This is a genomic window from Ruminiclostridium herbifermentans (assembly GCF_005473905.2).
Lineage (GTDB): Bacteria > Bacillota > Clostridia > Acetivibrionales > DSM-1351 > Ruminiclostridium > Ruminiclostridium herbifermentans.
On the sequence record NZ_CP061336.1, the window covers coordinates 2,227,720 to 2,254,309 of the forward strand.

Here is a 26,590-nt window from a genome sequence, read left to right on the forward strand (position 1 = left end):
ACTTTAAAAGTAAAGATATATATTTTAGTATGAAAATTACTAAAAAGATATCGGATGTGAAATAATTTGACAGTGCTTCGATAAAAATCGATTAAATTCGTTAATAAATTCAAACATATCTTTAATCGAGTAACCATTTATCTAAGTTGTATTCGCGTATAAGTAATATAATTCAATTTTTCCTATTTACCCAAATAACTCGAAAGTACAGTTTGTGATTACATAGTGCACTTTCGAGTCTTTGGGTTTTTAATGCGTTAGCGGTTTATGAAGCTTAGTATTGTTATGGCTTTAAAAGTAATCAATTATCTTTATTAATGTTTTTATTATTTAGTTGGCTTTGAAATATTGATTAGTGTTTCAGCAACCTCAGTATCGTATTTTGCATCAACTGCTACGTCTCCAAGAGCCACTATTCCTACTAATGTGTTATTTTCTATGACAGGAACTCTTCTTATTTGGCTGTCAGCCATTTTTCTTGTAACATCCCTAATGTCCATATCAGGTGACACTGTTGAAACTCCTGTAGTCATCACATCTTTAACTGCTGTCATCTGTGGGTTTTTACCTGGAGCAATAGTTCTGACAACGATATCTCTATCAGTTACTATTCCAACTACACCGTTTTGATCACAAACTGGAATTGCACCAACATTATACTGCTGCATAAGATTTGCAGTTTCTGTGACAGTTGTTGCTGGATTAACATAAGTGACATTTTTAGTCATAACATCTTTTACTTTCATTAATCATCAACCTTTCATATATTATTTAACAGCTATATTCAGTATTTATATTTCCCAAGGTTAAAAGTAAAGACACGTGGAAAATAATTTCACTTAAATTGTTTAAAATTTGAATGATTTGAATGTAAACTCAGTTGCTAGTAAATTTACTAATAGTGGTAAAAAAAATAAATTAATTATTAAATTAATTGACTTTTCTTTCCATAAGTTAAAACTCCTACAACAGTTTAGTAATTCAATTTATTTTTAAAGACTTCTTTTTAACAATGGTAATTAATAATGGTAATTAATAATACCATGTATAGGAATAATGGTTTAAATGCACCTTTAAATATGTATTTTCATACATTTTAATAGGATGACAAATGTATTTAAAGGTGATTAGCAATGATTTGTCCAAATGTTCTCTATTCAAATATTCCAAGACCTCCTCAACCGGATAACCCTACAGATGAAGAACGCAGCAAAATGTCATATTATGCTCTTTATAGAACTTGTCACACTGAAGATTTCCATAATATAACTGAAGCTTTATCTCCGCCTAAGAGTATTACTTTACTTGCCAATCCAGGTGAATTCAAAGGAAAAAAGGTAGGTATAATAGGCGGTGGCTTAGCGGGAATGTCTTCTGCTTTTGAATTAAGAAAACTAGGCTTTGACATTACTATATTTGAGGCTTCTGATAAACGTATTGGAGGAAGAGTCTATACATATTATTTTGATAAAGACAAAAAGCTATATGGGGAACTTGGACCCATGCGTATTCCAGTAAATCATGAAACTGTTTGGCATTACATAAATTTATTCAAGCTTAATACAAGACCCTTTAGGCAAACTGACCCTAATACCTTTATTTATTTGCATCAGACAAGAGTTAGGAATGATGCTTATGGTGAAAATGTAAAGAAATATATCTATCCTACATATAACTTAACACCTATGGAAAGAAGAACTGCATGGCAGGAGTTAGGTTATTATGCAATTGAGGCACCAATACTAAAAGCTCCTCCTAGCAGCAGAATTGAAATACTCAAAACTAAGGAAACATATAGTAAGCCGCTTTTATATTGGGACAGTCTAAATACTAGGCAAATGTTTGAGAGCAGAAATCTAAGTCAGGGTGCTATAAACCTTCTATCCAATTTATTTCCCATTGGAGGGGAGTATCTATATAATAATTATGTTGACTTTGTTCAAGAGTATTTTCCTGTTAACTTCTGGTTTATGTATGAGATTATTGATGGATTAGTTAATTTACCTCTTGCATTCCATAAATCCTTTTTAAGTAGTAAACCTCAAGAGTATTACCCAGGTATTCCTGTACAGCTGCTAGGAAAGGTTAAATGGAAATCAGGCAATACTGTTAAGGGAATTTACCGCAGAGAAAATAGTTATGTGACTTTATCATATCAAGACAATACTTCACAAGAAATTAGGTATGAGGACTTTGATTACATTATTTGTGCTGTTCCATTTTCTGTACTTAGAACAATGGATATAAAACCCATGTTTAGAAGCAGAAAAATGCAAGCTATAAAAGAAGTTAATTATGGAAATGCTCTAAAATCTATTTTTAATTGTAATAAACGATTTTGGGAGGAACAAGGCATATTTGGAGGCGGCTCATACACAGATCTTCCTATTACAACCATTTGGTATCCATCAGACTCTGTAAATAGTCAAACTAAAACAGAAAGTGAATTAAACTATAATGAAGCAGAAAACCCAAATAAAGCTGAAAATCCTGGGGTATTTCTTGCATCATATAATTTTAATTTGGATTCTGTTAGATTAGGTAATATAACTGATAAGGAGCGATTTGAAATAATTAAGCGTGATGTTGAAGAGGTACATGGTTTATCAAAATTTGAATTGGATTCTATTGTTACAGATTCTAAGACTCAAGTTTGGAGTGAGGATCCTTTGTTTAGAGGTGCTTTCTGTTATTTCACACCTCAGCAAAAAAAATTATTCTCTTGGGAAATGACGCTTCCTGAATACGATAATAGGGTTTTCTTTGCAGGAGAACATGTGTCTCCATTACATCGCTGGATGCAAGGAGCTCTTCAGAGTGGAATGGAGGCTGCTAATGCTTTAGTGAGTTCTCATATAAACGATATCTGATACTTTTAAATATATTAAGTAATAAGTGAATAATCAATCAAGTTCTCAAATATAAGAGAATATCTGATATCCACCTCATGCAAACAGTACTAATGAATAATAGGGAATTAATTAAGGGATATACGGTGGATAAGTTTAATAAGCAGCTTGTGGCCTCCTTTGCCAATGGAGGTCATAAAAATTATGATTCTTTCATTAGATTTAACATGTACTTACATTCTTATGTTGATTTGGGATATGTATCTATTGAGTTCTCTGTAAAGTATGTAATAACTAAGTTAACTAGATATTTAAAGAAAAAAATTAATAGAGAATGATAATAGGCATAAAAATATAGTGATTTAAATTTGAAATAGAGAATGTTATAATGAACTAGTTGATACAATTTTCAATTACTGGAATATTAAAAGTCTACAGCGGAAGACTTATCAATGATTTGTTGTAAGATAAATCTAATTATTTGGCATAATTAAGGGGGATGAAATCATGATAACAAAATACGAAGATATGGCCAAAACAGGAGACATTAGACCTTCAAGATTTGTGTCATCAGTAGCGATTATTCTTTATTTTTATCTTTTTATAGGGTCAACTATAGTATCAATACCGATATTTTTTATACTTTTTTCAAATAAAGATGCTTTATTTGATATTGTCAATATGACAAGTTCTATGGATTTATTTAATAAATATATCCCACCAATGCTAAATTATATTCTGACTAACTTTACGATATATTTTATGCTTTTTGGTGCCTTTATAGCAGTTAAGTTTATTCATTATAGACCATTTAAAACCTTGATTACTACAAAACCTAAAATTCAATGGAGCAGGTTTTTTATCGGATTTTTTGTATATGGGGTTTTGCTATTGTTAGGTTCAGTTATAGATTATTTTATTTTTCCGGAGACATATTCTATAACATTTGATGCATCAAAGTTTTGGATAGCTTTGCCTATTATATTAATAATGACTCCTATTCAAGCCTGTACTGAAGAATTTGTATTTAGGGGCTATGTAATTCAAGGCTTTGGGCTTAAAATTAAGAATGGTATTATTCTTTCTATTATTTCAGGCGGCTTGTTTGCATTACCACACCTTGCTAATCCAGAAATTTATGCTTCCGCTAAATTAGGTGTATTTAGTACGGTATGTACGGTTTTAAATTACTTTGTTATTGGTTTGGTGTTGGCTTTAATAACAATTAAGACAAATTCTCTTGAGGCGGCAATGGGAGCTCATACAGTCAATAACCTTATTTGTTTTATACTTATAAGCTATCCAGATGGTGTGTTACCAACAAATACAGTATTTTTTACTTCAAATTTTGAACCTGTTAGCTCACTTATATCAACAACAATAGTAGGTGTCCTATTTTATATTATTACAGCAAAATTAATTGGTGAACGCAGAAGCCTTCTCCACAATAATATGCATTCTGAACAGAGTTTATTAGAAGAGAATACTTCTGAATCCTAAAGACTATTAAGATAAACACTAAATTAGCAAAACTATTTGCTGATTTTAAATAAAAGGGAGTAAGATATGAGCCTTCAATTTATTTATGGAAGAGCAGGCTCTGGAAAATCATTCCAATGCTTGAATCAGATTAAATTAAAACTGCTTGAAAACAACTCTAAAAAATTGGTATTGCTTGTTCCAGAACAATATACCTTACAGGCAGAACGAGATTTGATTAATGTTCTCAAAACTGGTGGTATTCTCAAAACAGAGGTGCTTAGCTTTCGAAGGATGGCATATAGGGTGCTCAATGAAGTAGGAGGAATCACCTATCCGCACCTTCATCCAGCTGGAAAGTGCATGATTATTTACCGTATTTTAGATAAAATGAAGGATGAATTTGCAATTTTTCAGAAGTCAGCTAATTGTAAGGGCTTTGTAAATACTATATCTACATTGATTACAGAACTGAAAAGATACGATGTTCACCCAGACAATCTGGACTCTGTTATAAAGCATTTAGATGAAGAGAACTATCTTAAATACAAACTCAATGAAATTAAATTAATATATTCAGAATTTGAAAATATTTTATCCCAAAAATATAGAGATGCAGACGATGAACTTACATTATTGGCTGGTAGGCTTGACGAAACTCAAATGTATGATAATGCTGAAATCTGGATTGATGGCTTTTCAGGCTTTACACCTCAGGAGTATGCTGTAATATCAAAGCTAATGCAAAAAGCGGACAAGCTTTATATTACTATTTGCACTGATGTATTAGAGGATGAAAGAGGAATTGATTTATCAGATGTTTTTTCTTCAGCAAAAAAAGCTTACAGGAAGCTTATTAGTATTGCTGCAAATTGCAATACCTCTGTGCTTTCGCCAATTGGACTAAATGGGGATGTTCCGCCTAGATTTAAGGTTAGTGAAGAACTAAGATGGCTAGAGGCTAATTATAATTCATATTCATATAGTTGCTATCAGAAACCAACTAAAGATATTGAACTTTTTGAGTCGATTAATATATATTCTGAAATTGAAGAATGTGCAAGGGATATTATTAGTAAGTGCCGTGACAATGGCTTAAGATATAAGGATATTACAGTAGTTACTAGAAATCTAGCAGGTTATGAAAATTTAATTGAGGTGATTTTTGAACAATATGGAATTCCTTGCTTTATAGACTCAAAAACTGAAATAACCAATCATCCGTTGGTGAGATTGGTGCTATCCATGCTTGATATATTTATTGAAAATTGGTCATATGAAACTGTCTTTCGTTACCTAAAATCAGGTTTAACAGGAATTGACGATACTAAGATTGATATACTAGAAAATTATGTTTTGGCATGTGGAATAAGGGGAAGTCGATGGACTCAAAATACGGACTGGAAAACTAGTCCTGAGTTAGTAGCAGATGATAAACATAGCATTGATAATGATCAATTGCTTTTGGAGATAAACAGGACAAGAGTTGAGATTTGTGAGCCACTTTTACGTTTTAGAAGTAAAGTAAAGGGAAGAAAAAGGGCAGCAGATTTTTGCTCATGTCTTTATGATTTTTTAATTGAAATTGGCGTACAAAACAGGATTGAAGAGCAGATAAAGCAATTTAACAATAATGGCTTGCTAAAGCTTGCTAATGAATACGAGCAGGTTTGGAATATATTAATGGATGTTTTTGACCAGATAGTTGAAGTAATGGGAGACGAAACCATTGGGCTTGAGCGCTTTACTAATACCCTAAAAATAGGATTAGCTGAATATAAAATTTCTACTATACCGGCATCACTTGATCAGGTTTTAGTAGGTAGTGTGGAACATTCAAGAAGCCATGAAATAAAGGCTCTATATGTTCTGGGTACAAATGATGGGATTTTTCCTTCTGCGGGAATAAAAGAAGGTATTTTATCAGATGCAGACAGGCTTATATTAAACAAAAATGGTATTGAACTGGCAAGTGACACAAAAACTCAAGTGTTTGATGAGCAGCAGCTTATTTATAGAACTTTAACAACACCAAAAAACTTTTTGCGAATAAGTTGGCCTATCGCAGACCATGAGGGGAAAAACATGAGACCCTCAACTATAATTTCTAGAATTAAAAAGTTATTTCCTAAGATAACTGAAAAAAGTAATTTACAAAAGGAATTAAGTGAGAATCAAATTATTGCTTCTATTACAGCACCTATTCCTGCGTTTAACCAATTAGTGTCAGCATTAAGACAAAAAAATGATGGTGCTGATATAAGTGAAATATGGCTTGAAGTGTTTTCATGGTTTTTTAAGCAGCCTGATTGGAATGAAAGATGCCAAGTAATGCTAAAGGCATTAAAATATAAAAATATAGCTTTACCAGTTGATATATCAAAAATTCAGGAGTTATATGGCAGTAATGCTTATTCAAGTGTTTCAAGACTTGAGAAATACACAGCTTGTCCTTTTGCATATTATATTCAGTATGGCTTGGGGGCAAGGGAGAGAAAAATATATCAAATGAGTCCTCCTGATGTTGGAACCTTTATGCATACAGTAATAGAAAGGTTTTCTAAAATGCTTGAGGAACAAAATATTTCATGGAGAACCTTTGATAAGGAATGGTGTGAAGAGCAAATTGCTATAATAGTGGATAAGCTGTTAGATAGTATGGGAAATACTATTATTGGTGCATCTAGAAGATTTAGAACTCTAACTTCCAGACTTAAGCGCGTTGTAACAAGGTCTGTTTGGCTTATTGCCGAACATATACGAATGAGCAGCTTTGATCCGATAGGCTATGAAATTGATTTTGGTGAAGGGGGAAACTATCCTCCAATAGTTATTGAACTTGAATCAGGAAAAAGAGTCACATTAGTAGGTAGAATAGATAGAGTAGACGCGTTAAAAACAGATGATGGAACATTTTTAAGAATAGTGGATTACAAGTCGGGAAGTAAGGATTTCAAGCTATGTGATGTCTATTATGGACTTCAAATGCAGTTAATAACATATATGGATGCGCTTTGGGAAAATGCTGAAAAAACTAATAGCGACAAGGTTATTCCTGCAGGAATGCTTTATTTTAAAATTGATGATCCAATAATAAATATTAATAATACGGCTACTGCTGAAGAAATAGAAATGTCTATAATGAAAAAGCTAAAGATGAAAGGTTTGCTGCTTGCTGATGTACAACTAATCAAGCATATGGACAATACTATAGAGGGCAGTTCAAAAATAATACCGGCAAGGATTAATAAGGGAGATACATTGGGCAAGTCTTCAACAGCATCACTTGAACAGTTTTTTGTGCTGCGTAACTATATACGAAAGCTGCTAAAGGATATGTGTACTGAAATGATGAAGGGAAATGTGTCTATTAAACCATATAAAAAGAAGAAAGTAACTTCCTGTCAATATTGCAGCTTTTCATCTATATGTCAATTTGACTTAACTCAGAAGGAAAATAGCTTTAACATATTGTATGACAAGGAAGACGAAGAAGTATGGAAGCTAATGGCGGGCTTGACAAAAGAGGAAAAAGCACAAAACAAAGGGGAGTAATAAATGTCTGAAATGAAATGGACAAAGGAGCAGTTCAGCGCTATAACAGAAAAAAACTGTAATTTGTTAGTCGCAGCCGCAGCAGGCGCTGGTAAGACAGCTGTTCTTGTAGAAAGAATAATTCAGAAGATAATTGATGAAAAAAATCCTATAGATATTGATGCATTGCTTGTAGTTACATTTACTAATGCTGCTGCAACTGAAATGAGAGAGAGAATTGGAGCCGCAATATCAAAAACTATTGAGGAAAACAAAGCTTCAAAGAATGTTCGCAGACAGCTTGCACTTCTTAACAAGGCTTCAATAACTACAATTCACTCCTTTTGCCTTGAAGTGATTAGAAATAACTTTCAGAGTATTGATATTGACCCTAATTTCAGAATCCTTGATGAGACTGAGGCAACGCTCTTAAAGATTGAAACTCTAAATGAGTTATTTGAAGAAATATATGAGGAAGAAGAGGAAAAAAATCAAGACTTTATTGAACTTTTAGAATCCTTTGGAAGTAACAGGGATGATCAGAAAATACAGGATATGGTGCTTTCGGTATATAGTTTTGTACAGAGTTATCCATGGCCGCAGCAATGGCTGAATAAACAGCTTGAAAGTTATATGATAGACGAGGACTGCGATTTTGCAAATACCATGTGGGGGAAAATCTTATTAGAAACAATAAAATTGCGTCTTGAGGGTTTACAGGTAATAATGGAAAAGGCTTGCAGTAAGCTGCAATTTGCAATGGGTTTGGAAAAATATTTACCTGTATTTATTGATGATGCAGACATGCTGCGTACATTAATAAATAAATTTAGTGTCGCTTTAAATAAGAATAATTTAAATAAGGATAATAAGTTTAACAGTGAAAAGGAAGAAGCAGAAAATAGTGAGATATTAACTAACTCAAGGTGGGACGAAATATATAACTTTATTTCAAATATTGAGTTCAGTACATTACCACGTTGCGGTAAGGATGCCGACAAGGAAATTCAGGAAGAAGTCAAGAAAATCAGAGATGAGTTAAAGGCATATATTAAAAGTCTCAAAGAAGAAGCTTTTTTGCTTAAATCAGCAGAAATAATAGCTGATTTAAAAGCAATGCATCCAATTCTAAAGTGTTTAACAAGGCTTATTTTAGATTTTAGCAATAAATATACAAATAAGAAAAATCAAAGGGCTTCAGTTGACTTTAATGATTTAGAGCATTTATGCTTAAAAATACTTTCAGAGGTTGATGAGGAAGGAAATATTCATCCTACTAAGGTGGCAAATTTTTATAAAGAGAAGTATTCAGAGATATTGGTTGATGAATATCAGGACAGCAATTTAGTTCAAGAAATCCTTATAAAAATGATATCCCGTGAAGACATAGGTACTCCAAATGTATTTATGGTTGGGGACGTTAAGCAGAGCATTTATAGATTTAGGCAGGCAAAGCCTGAATTATTTCTCGAGAAATATAATAACTATTCTGATGCAGAGAATAGCTTGTATAGAAAGATATTACTGTTTAAAAACTTCAGAAGCAGAAAAGAGGTAATTGATGGAGTTAACTTCGTTTTTAAACAAATAATGTCGGAAAGTATCGGTGAACTTGATTACTCAGATATAGAAAAATTGAATCCTGGAGCCAGCTATACTGAAAACTTTGATGAAAGCAGGAAGGTAGGCGGTGAAGTAGAACTTCACTTAATAGAAACTGTAGACAGAGATAATGAGATTAATTTTGAACATTCAGATAACGAAAGCTATGGAGAGGAAACAGAAATTGATGAAAAACTTGATGAGGATGAGATATTAGACAATCTTCAACAGGAGGCTAGAATGGTTGCAAACAGGATAGTTGAACTGTTAAAGCCTGATAAAAATGGAAAGAAATTTAGTGTTTTAGACAAAAAAACAAATGAGTATAGAGACTTACAGTTTAAAGATATTGTAATACTGCTTAGAACAACTAAAAATTGGACAGACATTTTTTCAGAAGAACTTTCAAAGTCTGGAATACCTACATTTTCAGACACAGGAAGTGGATTTTTCAAAACACCAGAGGTACAAGTGGTTTTATCTCTATTACAGATAATAGACAATCCATATCAAGATATTCCCCTTTTATCTGTATTAAGATCACCTATAGGGAATTTCAGTACAAATGATTTAGCTGAACTGAGACTTGCTGACAAAAGGTCTTCATTATTTGAAGCTTTAAAAATATTAGCATTACAGGAAAACAAAACGAGTGGCAATAGTAATTTTGAAAATGCTAATACAAGTAGTGAAAAGGCAAAAAGGTTTTTGGATAACTTAGCAAAGTGGAGAGATATGTCATTGTATATGTCTACTCATAAGCTGATTTGGCAGCTATATGATGATACTGCATATTTTAGCATAGTAGGTGCAATGCAGGATGGTGAAAAAAAACAGGCAAATTTACGTGTGCTATTTGAAAGGGCTCTTCAGTTTGAGAATACCAGCTATAAGGGTTTGTTTAATTTTATAAACTTTATAGATAAATTGAAGACAAACAAAGGTGATTTGGGCAGCGCTAAGATACTTGGTGAAAATGATAATGTAGTGAGACTTATGAGCATACATAAAAGTAAAGGCTTGGAGTTCCCTGTTGTTTTTTTATGCGGCTGCGGCAAGAAATTTAATTTTCAAGATATGTACAAGGGTATTTTACTTCACCAAGAGTTAGGTTTTGGGCCTGATTATGTTGATTATAAAAAGAGAATAAAATATCCTTCTGTACCTAAATTAGCTATTGCAGAGAAGCTTAAAAAAGAAACTCTTTCCGAAGAAATGCGTATTTTATATGTTGGAATGACTAGAGCAAGAGAGAAGCTTATTTTAACAGGTGCGGTAAATAACTTGGAGAGGTCGGCAAACAAATGGCTTTCTGTTTCATTAAACAACACTGAAAAATTTCCTGCACACGATATGATGAAGGCTCAAAATTATTTAGATTGGATTTGTCCTTGCGCAATGAGGCATATCAATTCGGATAAGCTTCGGAAAGTAGCTGGTATTGGAAAGGAACTGGGTCAATTTAGAATAAACGACCAATCAGTATGGGAGATTTTTCTCTATAATAAAAAGCATGTAGCTGTACCTAATATTGTGGAGCAGGAAAGTACAATAAAAACAGACGCTATAGACTGGCTAAAAAGCAATACTTCAGAGATTAGATGCAGAGAAGAACTTGTTAGGCGTTTGGATTGGAAATATAAATATAAGAATTTTGCAAGTATACCATCAAAGATATCAGTTACTGAGATAAAAAGATTTTTTAATATAAATAATGAAGGTGAGGATGCTCCAATAAATAGAGAGGTTGGTATAAAAAAACCCTTGTTTTTGCAGGAGAAAAAAGGACTTAGTTCAGCAGAAAAAGGTACAACCATGCACTTTGTAATGCAGCACCTTGATTTTTATGATAATAATATTCAAAATCAAATAAATAATATGGTTCAAAAAGAATTGATAACCGATAAGCAGGCAAAGAGCGTAAATGTTAACAAAATTAAAGCATTTATTTCATCGCCTATATGTCAAAGAATGCTATTGTCTGGGAATTTTTTCAGAGAGGTTCCATTTAATATTGAACTTCCCTTTGAAGAACTATATCCTGCAGCTGACACGGAATTAATTACTGATGATAATATACTGCTGCAGGGCGTAATTGACTGCTACTTTGAAGAAGACAACAAAATAATATTAATTGATTATAAAACAGATTATATTAAAAAAGGGGAAATCGAGAATATAAAAAGGAAATATGGCATTCAGATATCTTATTACACTAAAGCTTTGGAACTACTAACAGGTTTGTCTGTAAGTGAACGATATATATATTTATTTTCAGTTGGGGAATTTGTTGAAATGTAGAATAGTGGCAGCACAGTAACGTGATAACAGATAAAAATACTTTCAGAAAAATATAAATAAAGTGTTGACACTTTAAATTTATCGTGCTAAAATACTTCTTGTTGATGACGTTGCGGGTTTGTGTAATGGCAGCACGACTGACTCTGGCTCAGTTTGTCAGGGTTCAAATCCTTGACCCGCAGCCAAAAGTATTTCAATTTATGTTGAAATACTTTTTTTATTTTTATAGAAAACTATCATCATAGCTAATAATTTTCTATAAAAACAAAAAAACAGAAGTCAAAGCTTCTGCTTTTTTGAATTAAATTTCTTTGTTTATCGTCCGGGTAAAACAAAAGAGCTCTTACGTTTAATAATAGTTTTATTATACAAAGTAAATAATAGTAGTGTCAATAAGTGGGGCAATTTTCTTATTTAGATATTAATTTTACTACTATAACATTATATTCTGTAATATGACTAAATGCTATTGGCAAAATAATATTTGAACATTGATATGCTGTGTTTTATATATTTTGTGAGTAACTCATTTAGGTAAGTTTGCACAGAAGTATTAGTAATCAGTACTATAATTTTATACCTAGATTATATTTGTTCGGAAAAAGCCAATACTTTAAAATATTTTGAAAGATGTATAAAATAATTTGCACAACGCGTTAATAGTTAATATAAATAAAATATATTATAGCTTAGTATTTTATGTGAAAACATAGAATGATTACAATAATATATAATGATTACTAAAATGTATTTTGTAATATGTACTTTAGTATGATAGAATAATATAGATACTAATTTTATAGATACTTAGTATTTCGTTAAAAGAGGAAATATTTATGAAAATATTGATGCTGTCTTGGGAATATCCACCAAGAATAATAGGTGGAATATCTCGAGTAGTTTATGATTTAGCTCAAAATTTAGGCGAAGCTGGCAATGATGTTCATGTCTTGACATGCTGGGAGCCTTATACACAAGAATATGAGATTGATAAGAATGTAACAGTGCATAGAGTACATGTCTACAATAATCCATCAAGCACTTTTGTAGAGTGGGTTATGCAGCTTAATTTTGCGATGGTTGAATATGCGGTAAAGCTTCTCCAAAATTATGAATTTGACATAGTTCATGCTCATGATTGGCTTGTGGCGTATGCTTCGAGGGTATTAAAGCATTCTTATGATATTCCGATTATTTCAACAATACATGCTACCGAATATGGAAGAAATAATGGAATACATACCGATTTATCGAGAACAATAAATAATATAGAAAAATGGTTGATGAGTGAGTCTGATTCTCTTATTGTCAACAGTAAATATATGAAGGATGAATTAATATCCGTTTTCAATATTAATTCAGATAAGATTAGAGTTATTAGCAATGGCGTTGATTTAGATAAATTTAAAAATACATCTAAGGATTTAGAGTTTAGAAAAAATTATGCTTCTCCAAATGAAAAAATAGTGTTTTATGTGGGAAGACTTGTTAATGAAAAAGGTGTTCATGTATTACTAAATGCAGCACCTAAAATATTACGTGAATTTAATGATGTAAAGTTTGTAATTGCGGGCAAAGGACCGTGCTTAAATAATTTAATAGAACTTAGCCATGAGTTAAATGTTAACGAAAAAATTTACTTTACTGGCTTTGTAAGTGAGGAGGTTTTGTTAAAACTTTATATGTGTTCGGATATAGCTGTTTTTCCGAGTACTTACGAGCCTTTTGGTATCGTTGCACTAGAAGGAATGGTTGCAGGCATTCCTGTTGTGGTATCTGATGCTGGAGGTCTCAATGAAATTGTAAATCATAAAGAAGATGGAATGAAATTTTATAGCGGAAATTCAAATTCTTTAGCTGATTGTATTTTAGAATTATTAAAAAATCATGAACTGTCAGAAAAAATTTGCAATGCAGCATTAGAAAAGGTACAAAAATATTATAATTGGAGTAATATATCAAAAACCATTTCTGAAGAATATAGATATGTTATTTCTCAATTTAGCAGCGAAAAGAAAACTAAATAATAGCTATATAGGAAACATTTCCGAAATAAACCAATTTAGTTAGTATAAGTAGTTATTTTTTTATAGTAAAATTGGAGGATTAATTGTGTCAAAAAGTAAAAAAAAGTTAAGAGTAATACCATTAGGTGGATTGCAGGAAATTGGCAAGAATATTACTGCGTTTGAATATGGTGATGATATTGTTGTTGTTGATTGCGGGCTTTCATTTCCTGAGGATGAAATGCTGGGAATTGATTTAGTTATACCAGATGTGACTTATTTAGTTAAAAATAAAGAAAAGGTTAGGGCAATAGTATTAACCCATGGACACGAGGACCATATTGGAGCACTGCCATATGTTTTAAGAGAATTAAATGTTCCTGTATATGGAACAAAATTGACTATAGGTTTAATAAAATGCAAGCTTGAAGAGCATAGTTTGCTAGATACTACTGATTTAAGGACTGTTTGTGCAGGTCAAACTATTGACCTTGGAGCTTTTAAGGTAGAATTTATTCATAATACTCATAGTATTGCTGATTCGGTATCTTTAGCTATACACACTCCATTAGGAGTTATAGTTCATACTGGAGATTTTAAGATTGATTATACTCCAATACAAGGCGAAACAATGGATTTAGCAAGATTTGCTGAACTTGGAAAAAAAGGTGTTCTATTACTTATGTGTGATAGCACTAACATAGAAAATGAAGGCTATACAATGTCTGAACGTACTGTTGGAGAAACCTTCAATGAAATTTTTGCTGACTGCAAGGGTAGGATTTTGGTTGCAACCTTTGCATCAAATGTTCATAGAGTACAGCAGGTAATCAATTCTGCAGTTAAATATGGTAGAAAGGTTACTGTTATTGGAAGAAGCATGGTAAATGTTGTTAATGTAGCAATAGAACTTGGTTATTTGATTATTCCAGAGGGTGTACTTGTTGATATGGAAAACATGGATAAAATTCCTCCTGATAAGCTTGTAATAATTACTACAGGCAGTCAGGGTGAAACAATGTCTGCGTTAACAAGAATTACTTTTGGAGAACATAAAAAAGTAGAAATATATCCTGGGGATTTAGTAATTATTTCAGCTTCACCTATCCCTGGTAACGAAAAACTTATTTCAAGAGTTGTAAATGAACTGTTTAAAAAGGGTGCTAAAGTTGTATATGAGGCATTAGCTGATATTCACGTCTCGGGACATGCGTGTCAGGAAGAAATAAAGCTTATTCATAATCTCGTTAAACCAAAATTTTTCATGCCAGTACACGGAGAACACAGGCATTTGAGACAGCATACTGATTTGGCAATAAAAATGGGAATGCCAAGTGAAAATGTATTCATATTAGAAAACGGTAAAGTGCTAGAGTTAACCCATGATTCTGCCAAAATAAATGGAAGTGTTACAGCTGGAAGAGTCCTTGTAGATGGACTTGGAGTTGGAGATGTTGGTAATGTTGTTCTTAGAGATAGAAGACATTTATCACAGGATGGCTTGATTGTGGTTGTTATTACTATTGAAGGTGATACTGGCAATGTAGTAGCAGGCCCTGATATTATTTCAAGAGGCTTTGTTTATGTTCGTGAATCAGAAGATTTGATGGATCAGATAAAAGAAATTGCAAAACAAGCTGTCAATAAAAGTGCAGGCAAAAGCCGCGGTGATTGGTCTATTAGAAAGTCTGCTATACGTGAGGATTTAAAAGACTGTATTTATCAGAAAACAAAGCGTAAACCAATGATTTTGCCAATAATAATGGAGATATAATTAATTATAAAAACCTATTGGAGTTGTTGCAAAGCAAAAAATTGCTACTGCTTACTATTTCATGTTCATGCAATAAGATGGGTATACAGAAAAAAGTTGCTTTGCAACAGCCACTAAATGGTTTTAAACTAATTTATTATAACAATATTCTGCGTATATTCTTGTCCAGACTTTCTGAAGGCTGGATTTTTATAGCCTAGAACATACAAATCAGTTGATTGGGCTTCAATTTCAAGCATTCTTTTAAGTAGTCTGTTACAAGAATTCTTATAGTCAACAGGTTTTGTAACAATAGGTAATATAGAGTTTTTCTTAATTTTCGTAAGTATTTCTCGGCCTCTTTTATTAAATCCTAATATTCTAGCATATTGAGGTCCTCCATCCTGTTGGAATAAATCCATGTCATCCTTTGTAACTCCAGCGAGTAGAGAGAATAATATTCTTTGTAATCTAGTTCTTGTATACCTTTTTGTACATATATTTGATAAAAGGCTGTCAATGCTGCCAGAAGAATCAGCAGCTTTTTTGATTCTATATTCAAGACCCTCTGATATACCAGTTATTTTCCCAAGCTTTTCTATACTTACATACCTCAAGAATGCAAGAAGAATGTCTTCAAATGAATTAATGTTAATAGGACCTCTGCCTTCTTTAAATTCTCTCTCTATAATGGTTTTGGTAATATCAGGTATAGCCTGAACAGTATTAGGACATAATTGCTGCTCTTGCTCATCATAAATATTAAAAATACTGTTTCTTATTGCAGTAGCACTTGAAATGTCCCCTGTGATAACAGGTGAATTGTATTGATTTGCTACCCTTTCAATTGTATATGGCTTAATGGCGCTTTTTAGCCTGTTTAGTGCCTTTAGATACTCAATGCCTAAAATATTATTTGAAGTCTCAAGAAGGGAAGAAAGATTAACTGTATGCTCTGAAACCAAATGATGCTTTATATAATATTCAATACCCTTTTGCCTGCAAACAGGGAAGGATAATCCTAATGAGAGCTGCCTTTTCAACTCAGCTTTGTATTCATCGGGCTCCTTTACTAAAATATCGGCAATGGATATTAGAGAATCAATATTACCATGCTCACTTCCAAAGGAGATACAATCAACCACACCTATACTATCTAATATTTTGACAGCTCCAAAACCAAAAGCTTCTGCGCTTGACATGGCATAAGGAAGAGGTAATTCAATAACTAAATCAACTCCGCTTTGAAGGGCAATTTCTGCTCTGGCAAATTTATTTATGAGTGCAGGTTCACCACGTTGAATAAAATTACCGCTCATAACACAAACAACAGTGTCACAACCAGTTATTTCTTTTGATTTTTCTATATGATATTTATGACCATTATGAAAAGGATTGTATTCTGTAACAATACCAAGTACACTCATATTAACCTCCCATGTCGTTTTGGGCACAAAATTTTGTGAATACTTAGTGGTGAAATACTTACAAGCCTAAGTATCAATGGTTATTATATCAATTAAGCATTTAATACTCAACTTGCAATTTAAAATTGGTTTATAAGAAAATTAGAATCGTGTTAATGAAAAAATATTATAACTTCAATTTTAATTACTTGAGCTGAATTAATTTATATTTATGCAACAAATAAGGATGCATGATTCGATGTGAGAATGATGAATGAAGAAACTATGTGGACGAATGATTTGAACTCTTCACTGAGTAGTCTTTTCAACGTCCGAGGAAGAACTTTGCATCTACTGAGAACTGCAGACACCAATAAATTAACTGAGAAAGTTAAGGTAATTAAGGGGTGTCGGATGGTTATTGCATGTTTATTTTATTAGTCATTTGAAATTACTTGCTATATATCAATGCAAATGTTAAATTATGTATATAATATAAAATTTAAAAATACTATGAGGTGATTAGATGAGCCAATACACTATAACACAAATTGCTCCCCAAGTAACAACAATAGTAGATGATGATACGAGTATTTATGTGGTTGAAGGTGATAAAGCTGCTATTGTAATTGACACAGGATATGGCTGCTTGAACTTAAAGGCAGCTGTGGAAGAAATAACCCCAAAACCACTAATTGTAGTATGTACACATGGACATATAGATCATGCTTTTGGTGCTCATTATTTTGATAAGGCATATATTAGCAGAGAAGATATGGATTTATACGAAGAACATAGAAAAATAAAATACTATGTAAAGGATGAAAAGAAAGCTGCATATAATTTGTCAGATGAGCAACTTAAGCAGTGGTGTGAAAGTACTGCAAACTTAGAATTTATAACACCTGGTAAGACCTTTGATATAGGAGGTAATATTTTAGAGGTTATTTCATTAAAAGGGCATACAGCAGGCAGCATTGGATTATTGGACAGGAAGCATAGAATACTATTTTCAGGAGATGGAATTATATCACATGTGTGGATGCAGCTAAAAGAATCAACTACCCTTTCTGAATATCTGAAAACTGTTAAGGCTTTAAAATCATATTGTAATGACTTTGACACTATTTATATGGGACATAAAAATCATGAAGCAGCATCTTTTATTGATGAACTAGAAGCTGCTATAAATGACATTTTATCTGGGAGTACTGGAAAACCATATAATAATAGGGCGTTTTATGGATTGATTTACAAACGCGGAAGATGTGAGATAGTATATAATCCAGAACGTATTAAATAATATATATCTTTATTATATTTTATTATTTATCTCCAAATAAAAAAAAGAGGTTTGTAATAAAAAAAGACTTACCAAGTAGATTACAGCTATATATTATTTCACCAGTTTTATAAAATTTTATTATAGGTATTTTTGTGTGTTAGGTAATGATGAAATCATTTATCTAAAACAAATAGGGAATTAGACTAATGATTACATATAGTGTAATTATTTATAAACTAGGAAATATACTAATTGTATAAATGGAGGATACATTTATGATTGAAGCACTAAAGCAAGAAGCACTATTACATGGTAATAAACTTCAGGTAGTACCAATAAAGCACTTGCAAACACTAAAAAAAGAAATTGATTTATTTAAGGAAAATGATGAGTTAAACGGTTTTCATGAATTTATTATTCAGAATATGTATAGTTTTGATTTACCTAAGGTTGATTTTACTATTAAATCCATCATTTTAGTTGCTATACCACATCCTACATATGCAAAATTAGAGTTTGAGAGACAGGGGAAGAAATGCAGTGCTTATGGAATTGTAGCATCGGATTTTGAAAATACCGGAAAATATTTAAGTGATTTTCTTGTACCTAAGAATTATCATATTGAACCGGTATATAGCATTCCTATGAAGAGAATGGCTGCACAATGTGGTCTTGCAGTTTATGGCAGAAACAACATTTGCTATATAGACGGTATGGGCAGTAATTTTGGACTTGCTGCATATTTTTCTGACATTCCATGTGAAGAGGACAATTGGAATAAAATGAGTTATGCGGATGCATGTACAGATTGCATGGCATGTGTAAACAATTGCCCAACAGGAGCCATTAGAACTGATCGCTTTTTGATAGATAATGATAAATGTTTGTCTTGTCTTAATGAAGGTGTAGAGGAATTTCCAGAATGGCTACCTAAATCGGCGCATCATTGCCTTTACGACTGCCTTAAATGTCAGTTAATTTGCCCTATGAACGAGGGGTGTGAAAATAATGTCATGAGTCCCATTAAGTTTGACGAAAAGGAAACTAACATGCTTCTTGATGGAATTCCTTATAGTGAATACTCAGACGAGCTTAAGATGAAAGCAAAGATATTAGGAATGGCTGAGTGGCCTGACATTACAAAGGCAATACCTAGAAATCTAAGAGTATTATTTGAAATTAGTGAAGAGAAAGAGGATTAAGGTATGAAAGGTTCAATAGTTGGGCTTTTAATTGGCATTATAATGACAGGTGCTATTGGTATGGCTATGTATAGAAGTGCAGATATAAACTCCAATTTTGACTTTATGCTGAAGTATGGTTATGAAGGCAGAAGTGTAATAAATACCTATGATGATACATACATAAAAGAAGGTTCAACTATTATCAAAATGAAATTAAGCAATGATGAAATGGAAACTATACTTAATGAAATGCATGAAATTGATATTTTTAATTACCCGGAAGCGTTTCCTGTATATGGACATGTAAATCTTCCAATGAAACAATATCTAGAAGTAACCTATAACGGAAAAAAGAAAACTATTGCTTGGAGTCTAGATAATATGCCTCCTTTCGGTTTTGATTTAGATACTTATGAAGATAATGAAGTGTTATTATTAGACAGAATGGCAAACAAGATTATTAGACTAATTGAAGCAAAGGATGAGTATAAAAAATTACAGGAATCTAGATTAAATGAATAGCAACTAGTATAAACGCAGCAAAAACAAGTCTCTCACTTCTAAAAATTTTGATTTGAATCTAGGTTTTATAAAGCAGTACATTTAAGTTGATGGATGTTAACTTAATCTAATAGTTTAATATTAGATAAGTGAAGAGAAAGGGGACTAATTAATGAAAGGATCAATAGTTGGGCTTTTAATTGGTATTATAATGACAGGTGCTATTGGTATGGCTATGTATAGAAGTACGGATATAGACTCCAATTTTGACTTTATACTAAAATATAATGTTGAAGGAAGAAGTGTGATAAATACCTATGATGATACATATACAAAAGAAGGCTCACCTATTATCAAAATGAAATTAAGTAAGGATGAAATGGAAACCATACTTAGTGAAATGCAGAAAATTGATATTTTTAATTACCCTGAATCCTTTCCAGAGTATGTTTATTGTTCTCTTCCAGTTAAGTATAATCTAGAAATAACATATAAAGGAAGTAAGAAAAATATTGCTTGGACTATTAATAATATACCTCCATTTTCAATAAATGTAGAAACTGGTGAAGTATCGTTTGATGATAAATATAAAGATAATGAGGTGCTTTTATTAAATGGCATTGTTAGAAAAATTATTGATATAATTGAGGCTAAGCCTGAGTACAAAGAGTTACCAGAAGATAAAGCACGTTATGCGGGTGATTTTTCTCTAGTTAATTCAGTGCTCTTGAGTTGATAGAAAATATTTTGTGAGTAGACCGTTTAGGTATGTTTGTACGGAAGTACCAGTAAGACAATACTATAAAATTACCATGCAAGGCTTATATAATGATTAGCACTCATAAAATTAGAACTCATATTTTGAGGTAAAATAAGAGGTTCAGACAAAGTTGAATACTTAATCTGAACCTTTTTATATTATTCATAAATTACCTTTTATCAAGCATAGCTGCCCCAGTCTCTTCTTCGAATTGCTTTTGATATAGTGAAAAGTAGTAGCCTTTTTGTTTTAATAGCTCATTATGGGTTCCACGCTCAATAATATTACCATTTTTAACCACTAGAATAATATCGGCTTTCTTGATTGTTGATAATCTATGAGCAATTAAAAAGGAAGTCCTGTTTTTTAATATGTGCATGATGGCGTTCTGAATTAACTGCTCTGTTTGAGTGTCAATTGAAGAGGTTGCCTCATCTAGCACAAATATTTTTGGATCAGCTATAATTGCTCTAGCAAAGGATATAAGCTGCTTTTCACCAGTGGACAGCCGATCGCCGCCTTCACCAATATTGGTATCCAGCCCTTTATCCATACTATTTATAATTGTATCTGCAGCCACAAGCTTGATGGCGGCATTAATCTCTTCATCTGTTGCATCAAACTTTCCATATCGAATGTTGTCTCGAATTGTTCCAGAAAACAGATGTGGACTTTGCAGTACATAGCCAATATTATTATGAAGCCATAGCTGTGAACGTTCTCTATAGTCCTTTCCATCAATCAGAATCTGACCTTTTGTGGGTTCAAAGAATCTGCAAGCAAGATTCACAAGGGTACTTTTTCCTGCACCTGTTTCACCTACAATTGCTACAGTGGTTCCAGCAGGTATCTTGAGATTAAAATCTTTAAGTATATATTCATCACCATCTGGATACTTGAAGGAAACATTCTTAAACTCAATATCACCTTTTATAGTTTCCCAATTTTCCTTTTTAGGATTAAAATTGTCACCATATTTCTCAATAACCTTAGGAGTATCAGTTATATCAGGTTCAGTTTCAATTAATCCTGTTACACGTTCAATATTAGCTTGAGTAGAAACAAAATCAGCAAATACACGGGCTATTTGCTGTATTGGCTCAAATATACTTATACCATAGGTGATAAAAACAGAAAGTGTTCCAAATTCCATTGCATCATTTATAACTAAATAACCACCCCGTACCAACACAATGCAAACTGCAAGAGTACTGAAAGATAGTACTAAAGGTATAAATATAGCATTAAGTATAGTAGCACGCATGGTTAAAGAATAGAACTTATCAGTAATTACCGAAAATTCCTTTAGGTTTTTATCTTCAATAACCAGTGTTTTAGAGGTTCTTGCACCTGTAATACCTTCATTGAAGGCTCCGGTCAATCTGGAATTGATTTTTCGGATTTTTCTGTTTACATCTAAAATTTTCTTTTGAAAATACATTGTAATAAGTGCAATAACTGGGATTACACACATAACTAACAGTGCCAGCTTGAAATTTAATATCAGCATAGCAATGAATACACCAACTACATATACAACTGCCCATAAAATATCTGTCATACCCCATGATACCATTTGTCCGATACGCCCAGTATCACTCATAACTCTTGCCATCATATATCCTACAGGGGTAGTATTATAATAACTAAAGGAAAGTTTTTGAAGATGAACAAACAATGCCTTTCTGATGGCTTTAGCAACATTTAGTTCTACCTTCATTGAATTTTCTATAAACACGATTACAGCAAATACCTGCACTAAAATAACACAACCGTATAAAGCGGCAAATTTCCAAATACCCTCTGCTTTTGCAGGTATAATATAATTATTAATTGCGTATCTTTGAAATAATGGGTAAGTTACATCAATAATTGATAAGAAAATTAAAAAGCCCATTGCTGAAAAAAATTGTTTTTTGTACAGCTTTACAAATGGTATTATTTTTGCCCATACCTTAAATGAAAAGGGCTTTTTATATTCTTCCTCTTCCAAAAATGCCATTATTTGTCACCCCCCCTAAATGCTCATCCTTAGCATCATCTAAAAACTCTGTTTCAAAGCTGCTCTGAATATCATATATTTTTCTGTAAATTCCATTTTGATTTGCCAAAAGTTCAGAATGGGTTCCTATTTCTGAGATTTGACCATCATTAAGAACCATAATTACATCAGCCTGCATTAGTGTGGTAATTCTATGTGATACAAGAATGACTGTGCTATGTGCAGTGTTTTCACTTAATTGTGCACGAATTTTTGCATCAGTTTCAGCATCTACAGCCGACAGAGAATCATCAAAAATCATGATAGGTGATTTTTGCATTAACATTCTTGCAATAGCTACTCTTTGTTTTTGGCCGCCCGAAAGAGTAACTCCACGTTCTCCTACAATGGTATCATAGCCTTTAGAAAACCCAAGTATAGAGTCATCAACAGCTGCTATGCTTGCATTGTGGCGAATTAACTCAATATCATTAGTATTTTTAAAGACATCAATGTTCTCTTTAATTGTTTTTGAGAAAAGAAAGGGCTCTTGAAGCACAAAGCCAATATTGCTTCTTAAATAATCCAGCTTGATTTTTTTGATATTTACTCCGCCGATTTCTATACTCCCACATTCATCAGGAAGCTCGTAAAGCCTATCTAGTAAATACATAAGTGTTGATTTCCCAGAGCCAGTTCCTCCTAAAATACCAAAGGTGGTACCAGACTTAATTTTAAATGAAATATTTTTAAGAACAGGCTTAATACCTTCATAATCAAAATTAACATTTTTAAATTCAATGTCACCAGTCATATCAGGTGTAATTGCATCCTCACAATCCTTTTCTTCTTCTTCAGAAAGAATTTCATTGATACGGCTGAGGGAAACACTGGTTTTACTCATTTCAGATAGTATTCTTCCAAAATTTCTGATTGGCCAAACCAGCATAGAATTATAGAAAATAAAAACTAAAAATTCTCCTAAGGTTATTACACCGTTAGCAGCTTCAATTGAGCCTAAAATTATAATAAGCATTACCTGAAGACTTGAGAAAAAGTCACCGATACCCCAGTATTTACTGAGCAAAAAGCCTAACTTAATCCAGTAATTTGCGAAATAATCATTTTTAACATCAAAATTCTCAATCTCATGGGCTTGCCTTCCAAAAGCACGAACAACACGTACACCTGTAAAGTTCTCCTGAACCATTGCAGATAGCGCGCCTTCGGCCTCATCAGCAAACTTAAACCTATCAGCAATTTTCTTGTAGAATATAGCTGAATAGGCTATTACAATTGGTATAAAAGCAAGAGCAATCAGTGAAAGCTTTACATTCATCAAAAACATCAGCAGGAGAGAGAAGGCTATTAGAAAAACCGTTCTGACCATCTCTATAAACTGTAACAATAAAAAATTTCTTACTACTTCAACGTCAGAGGTACAACGTTGAATAATATCACCAGTTTGATTTTTAACATGCCAACTATAAGGCAGCTTTTGAATGTGATCAAACAGGTGGTTTCGAAGCTTTCTGATAGTACCCTCAGATGCTTTTGCTATACAAACTCTAAATAGATATGTAAAAGCACCCGATAATATTGCCAAAACAAGAGCTGCCAGGGAGCAGAGGAGAAGGTTGCTTCTAAGCATATCTCTGCCACCATGTAAGTTGATATAGTTTAAAATTATTTTTGGAAGCTTTAATGGCTCAGTTCCAATTACTGAGTCTATAATAATTTTGATAATCTGTGGCATAAGATAGTTAAAAATAATTGCAAGCATGGTTGAAAAAATTGCAAGAATAAATAGCCATCTAAAGCCTTTAATAAAAGAAAAAAGCATTTTTAGTCTGCCGTTTTTGTTTTGTTCCATAATATCCTCCCACGCCTAAATAAAACAAAATTATTGAAATTATAGTTGGAGAACTAAAATTTATTAAACGTTTATATTATTTCCACAGAGTTAATTATCATTTATATTTATCTTTTATAAACAATGATTTACATAAGTAAAGTAACAGTACAACGAGCCAGCTTATACGTCTTATGTAGTAAATTTATCATTGGCTGCTGTAAAACCTTTTGCTTTACTTGCCTGCAACAAAGCTTAGATAAGTATGTATTTCAAAAAATACACAAAAATAGGGAATAAAAAAACACGATAACTCATCAACTCATCGTGTTAATATTTCTATAAATGACGGTTACTCAAATGGTTAACCTAATAGAAAGTATATAAGTACTAACTATATAGGTTCAATATTAAATTAATAAAAAAACACCTCATATATATTAGTTGTTTTCATTTTTTTAATACACTCCTTTCACCGTAGAATTGTTTGTAAGTAAAATTAAAAATAGTAAAAACACTTACTTTGTAATAGTATTACACAATGATAAGTTGTGTCAATAGTTTTTTGGATTTGAATTTGTTATTTTTAACATAGTTTGCTATTAAGGTACTCTTTATAGTATTAACTTAATTTTCCTAATGTGAAAAGCCTGACAATGCTAAAATTTATCAATGGTTTGGGTTTGTTACAGAAACAGTTGAAAGAAATTAGAGATTGCTAGATACTAACATTATTAATTCTTAAAATTTTCTGCATTTACCATCTGTTTTTTATTGAGGGCAAAAGCAAAAATAAAAAGAGTTAGTTGTACAATTGAAATATTCTTGATTAATATATTCTATTTTACATCTTCAGGTCATTGATTTCAGCAAGAACAACCTTCAGGATCTTCCGCAAAAACTGCTTCAGCCTGATTTCAAGCTTGTTGCACACCTAATCAAGCAATGTATATTTAAAATAACATAAAATAAAAACCCTGAACACAGCGTAATCGCGAATGTACAAGGCTTTTTATGGTGGAAGGAGATGGATTCGAACCATCGAAGCGAGACGCAACAGATTTACAGTCTGCCCCCTTTGGCCACTCGGGAACCCTTCCATGCTCATTTAGCAAAATGTCACAGATTTTTGCGACAAGTAAGATTATGCATTAATTTATTCAAAATGTCAACAGTTTTTTTAAAAATTTTTAAAATTATTTTCTAATGTTATATCATTTACTAATTTTTTATTAAGCAAAAAACGCCTAATCATCTCATAAGAATTGTTAGACGCTTTTTGAGTATTATATATTAGCATTAATTTTATATATAAAGATATTATTTTTTCATGTTATGGAATTGTGTTTTCTAGCAGTTAATTGTTTTGAATTTTAACATTCATCATTTACTTTGCGGCCTTTAGAGCTTCTTCTACCGTTTTAAACATTTTATAACGTTGGTCAAAACCTAAAGTCTTAGCAACTCTGTTTATTTGTGAATTGGTTATTAAAGAAGAAAATTCGATTAAGAAAATATTTTTAAAATCATCTTTCATGTAAAGTTCTGTGCATTTTTCCAGCAATGGTATCATTTTTTGAGGTAGTACTTTTAATTCAGTAGCATTTAGAATCAAAGTTGTTTTTTTTGTGTCTATTGTTTTTACTATTTGGGAATACTCAGCCATAAATGAAGTTGCCTCATTTTCAGAAAAAAGGCCTGAGTTATTAATTATAAGTACATTACCTTTCAAATCAAAACTATACATATTAATCAATCCTTTCCTTAAAATATAAATTTCTACTATTTTAAACATTATAAACTAAATACTTACAAAACACAATAATTTACACAGAAAATTCGATATAATACAAAGAAATTTTCTGTTGTTTTAAAAGAAATGCAATTCTAATTTTATTTATGACATAATTAACTTATTATAATGTATGTGAATTGACACTTGAAATCTTAAAAAAATTGAAATATTGTAATGTTGAAGATTTTAATGAAAAAATATTGCTGATTAAAAAGTAAGAATATATGGGATATGAATTTTGATAGTATCATTTTGAGAAATTCTATATAAAGTAGATTACATAAATTGATAATATATTAAAA

At 32.0% G+C, this 26,590-nt stretch carries 16 protein-coding genes and 2 tRNA genes; 12 read left to right on the forward strand and 6 right to left on the reverse strand.

Annotation, left to right across the window (positions count from 1 at the left end):
- Positions 1-326: 326 nt before the first annotated feature.
- Entirely contained in the window at positions 327-746 is a 420-nt protein-coding gene (locus EHE19_RS09255) for a CBS domain-containing protein (protein WP_137696210.1), read from the reverse strand.
- Positions 747-1,133: 387 nt separating this feature from the next.
- On the opposite strand from EHE19_RS09255, the gene EHE19_RS09260 reads away from it, so the two are divergent.
- The 8 genes from EHE19_RS09260 (at position 1,134) to EHE19_RS09295 (ending at position 15,545) form a co-directional block, all read left to right on the forward strand.
- Complete coding sequence (locus EHE19_RS09260) at positions 1,134-2,870, forward strand: flavin monoamine oxidase family protein (protein WP_137696209.1); 1,737 nt, start codon at positions 1,134-1,136, stop codon at positions 2,868-2,870.
- Positions 2,871-2,962: 92 nt separating this feature from the next.
- Positions 2,963-3,187: a hypothetical protein gene (locus tag EHE19_RS09265; RefSeq protein WP_137696208.1), complete on the forward strand. Its 225-nt coding sequence runs from the start codon at positions 2,963-2,965 to the stop codon at positions 3,185-3,187.
- Between the two features lie 169 nt (positions 3,188-3,356).
- The gene (locus tag EHE19_RS09270) at positions 3,357-4,349 is read left to right on the forward strand and encodes a CPBP family intramembrane glutamic endopeptidase (protein ID WP_137696207.1); all 993 of its coding nucleotides are present in this window, start codon (positions 3,357-3,359) and stop codon (positions 4,347-4,349) included.
- 66 nt (positions 4,350-4,415) lie between these two features.
- Positions 4,416-7,883 carry a helicase-exonuclease AddAB subunit AddB gene (gene addB / locus EHE19_RS09275; RefSeq protein ID WP_137696206.1) on the forward strand — a complete coding sequence of 1,156 codons (3,468 nt, stop codon included), beginning with the start codon at positions 4,416-4,418 and terminating at the stop codon, positions 7,881-7,883.
- 3 nt (positions 7,884-7,886) lie between these two features.
- The gene (gene addA, locus EHE19_RS09280; RefSeq protein WP_137696205.1) at positions 7,887-11,765 is read left to right on the forward strand and encodes a helicase-exonuclease AddAB subunit AddA; all 3,879 of its coding nucleotides are present in this window, start codon (positions 7,887-7,889) and stop codon (positions 11,763-11,765) included.
- A gap of 111 nt (positions 11,766-11,876) precedes the next feature.
- Positions 11,877-11,950, forward strand: a tRNA-Gln gene (locus EHE19_RS09285).
- A gap of 651 nt (positions 11,951-12,601) precedes the next feature.
- Positions 12,602-13,792: a glycosyltransferase family 4 protein gene (locus EHE19_RS09290; protein ID WP_137696204.1), complete on the forward strand. Its 1,191-nt coding sequence runs from the start codon at positions 12,602-12,604 to the stop codon at positions 13,790-13,792.
- Between the two features lie 85 nt (positions 13,793-13,877).
- Positions 13,878-15,545, forward strand: coding sequence for a ribonuclease J (locus EHE19_RS09295; RefSeq protein WP_137696203.1), 1,668 nt, complete (start codon positions 13,878-13,880; stop codon positions 15,543-15,545).
- A 128-nt stretch (positions 15,546-15,673) separates the two neighbouring features.
- Here EHE19_RS09295 and EHE19_RS09300 read toward each other — a convergent pair whose 3' ends face one another.
- Positions 15,674-16,951 carry a nucleotidyltransferase gene (locus EHE19_RS09300; protein ID WP_137696202.1) on the reverse strand — a complete coding sequence of 426 codons (1,278 nt, stop codon included), beginning with the start codon at positions 16,949-16,951 and terminating at the stop codon, positions 15,674-15,676.
- A 505-nt stretch (positions 16,952-17,456) separates the two neighbouring features.
- Here EHE19_RS09300 and EHE19_RS09305 point away from each other — a divergent pair.
- The 4 genes from EHE19_RS09305 (at position 17,457) to EHE19_RS09320 (ending at position 20,636) form a co-directional block, all read left to right on the forward strand.
- Positions 17,457-18,233 (forward strand): MBL fold metallo-hydrolase, encoded by a 777-nt coding sequence (locus EHE19_RS09305; RefSeq protein ID WP_137696201.1) that lies wholly within the window; start codon positions 17,457-17,459, stop codon positions 18,231-18,233.
- A 257-nt stretch (positions 18,234-18,490) separates the two neighbouring features.
- Entirely contained in the window at positions 18,491-19,417 is a 927-nt protein-coding gene (locus EHE19_RS09310; protein WP_171003489.1) for a 4Fe-4S double cluster binding domain-containing protein, read from the forward strand.
- Positions 19,418-19,420: 3 nt separating this feature from the next.
- Entirely contained in the window at positions 19,421-19,921 is a 501-nt protein-coding gene (locus EHE19_RS09315; RefSeq protein ID WP_137696199.1) for a hypothetical protein, read from the forward strand.
- 151 nt (positions 19,922-20,072) lie between these two features.
- Positions 20,073-20,636 (forward strand): hypothetical protein, encoded by a 564-nt coding sequence (locus EHE19_RS09320; protein WP_137696198.1) that lies wholly within the window; start codon positions 20,073-20,075, stop codon positions 20,634-20,636.
- A 193-nt stretch (positions 20,637-20,829) separates the two neighbouring features.
- Here the strand turns inward: EHE19_RS09320 and EHE19_RS09325 are convergent, their stop codons facing one another.
- The 4 genes from EHE19_RS09325 to EHE19_RS09340 form a co-directional block, all read right to left on the reverse strand.
- Entirely contained in the window at positions 20,830-22,662 is a 1,833-nt protein-coding gene (locus tag EHE19_RS09325; protein ID WP_137696197.1) for an ABC transporter ATP-binding protein, read from the reverse strand.
- Complete coding sequence (locus EHE19_RS09330) at positions 22,634-24,514, reverse strand: ABC transporter ATP-binding protein (protein WP_137696196.1); 1,881 nt, start codon at positions 24,512-24,514, stop codon at positions 22,634-22,636. The genes EHE19_RS09325 and EHE19_RS09330 overlap by 29 nt, the downstream gene beginning before the upstream one ends.
- Positions 24,515-25,508: 994 nt before the next feature.
- Positions 25,509-25,593 (reverse strand) — tRNA-Tyr (locus EHE19_RS09335).
- Between the two features lie 287 nt (positions 25,594-25,880).
- Positions 25,881-26,240, reverse strand: a complete 360-nt coding sequence (locus tag EHE19_RS09340; RefSeq protein ID WP_137696195.1) for a hypothetical protein — start codon at positions 26,238-26,240, stop codon at positions 25,881-25,883.
- Positions 26,241-26,590 lie beyond the last annotated feature (350 nt).

Coding starts and splice junctions, on each gene's coding strand:
- EHE19_RS09255 (WP_137696210.1), bottom strand. CDS start 746: ATGAAAGTAAAAGATGTTATGACTAAAAATGTCACTTATGTTAATCCA.
- EHE19_RS09260 (WP_137696209.1), top strand. CDS start 1,134: ATGATTTGTCCAAATGTTCTCTATTCAAATATTCCAAGACCTCCTCAA.
- EHE19_RS09265 (WP_137696208.1), top strand. CDS start 2,963: ATGAATAATAGGGAATTAATTAAGGGATATACGGTGGATAAGTTTAAT.
- EHE19_RS09270 (WP_137696207.1), top strand. CDS start 3,357: ATGATAACAAAATACGAAGATATGGCCAAAACAGGAGACATTAGACCT.
- addB (WP_137696206.1), top strand. CDS start 4,416: ATGAGCCTTCAATTTATTTATGGAAGAGCAGGCTCTGGAAAATCATTC.
- addA (WP_137696205.1), top strand. CDS start 7,887: ATGTCTGAAATGAAATGGACAAAGGAGCAGTTCAGCGCTATAACAGAA.
- EHE19_RS09290 (WP_137696204.1), top strand. CDS start 12,602: ATGAAAATATTGATGCTGTCTTGGGAATATCCACCAAGAATAATAGGT.
- EHE19_RS09300 (WP_137696202.1), bottom strand. CDS start 16,951: ATGAGTGTACTTGGTATTGTTACAGAATACAATCCTTTTCATAATGGT.
- EHE19_RS09305 (WP_137696201.1), top strand. CDS start 17,457: ATGAGCCAATACACTATAACACAAATTGCTCCCCAAGTAACAACAATA.
- EHE19_RS09310 (WP_171003489.1), top strand. CDS start 18,491: ATGATTGAAGCACTAAAGCAAGAAGCACTATTACATGGTAATAAACTT.
- EHE19_RS09315 (WP_137696199.1), top strand. CDS start 19,421: ATGAAAGGTTCAATAGTTGGGCTTTTAATTGGCATTATAATGACAGGT.
- EHE19_RS09320 (WP_137696198.1), top strand. CDS start 20,073: ATGAAAGGATCAATAGTTGGGCTTTTAATTGGTATTATAATGACAGGT.
- EHE19_RS09325 (WP_137696197.1), bottom strand. CDS start 22,662: ATGGCATTTTTGGAAGAGGAAGAATATAAAAAGCCCTTTTCATTTAAG.
- EHE19_RS09330 (WP_137696196.1), bottom strand. CDS start 24,514: ATGGAACAAAACAAAAACGGCAGACTAAAAATGCTTTTTTCTTTTATT.
- EHE19_RS09340 (WP_137696195.1), bottom strand. CDS start 26,240: ATGTATAGTTTTGATTTGAAAGGTAATGTACTTATAATTAATAACTCA.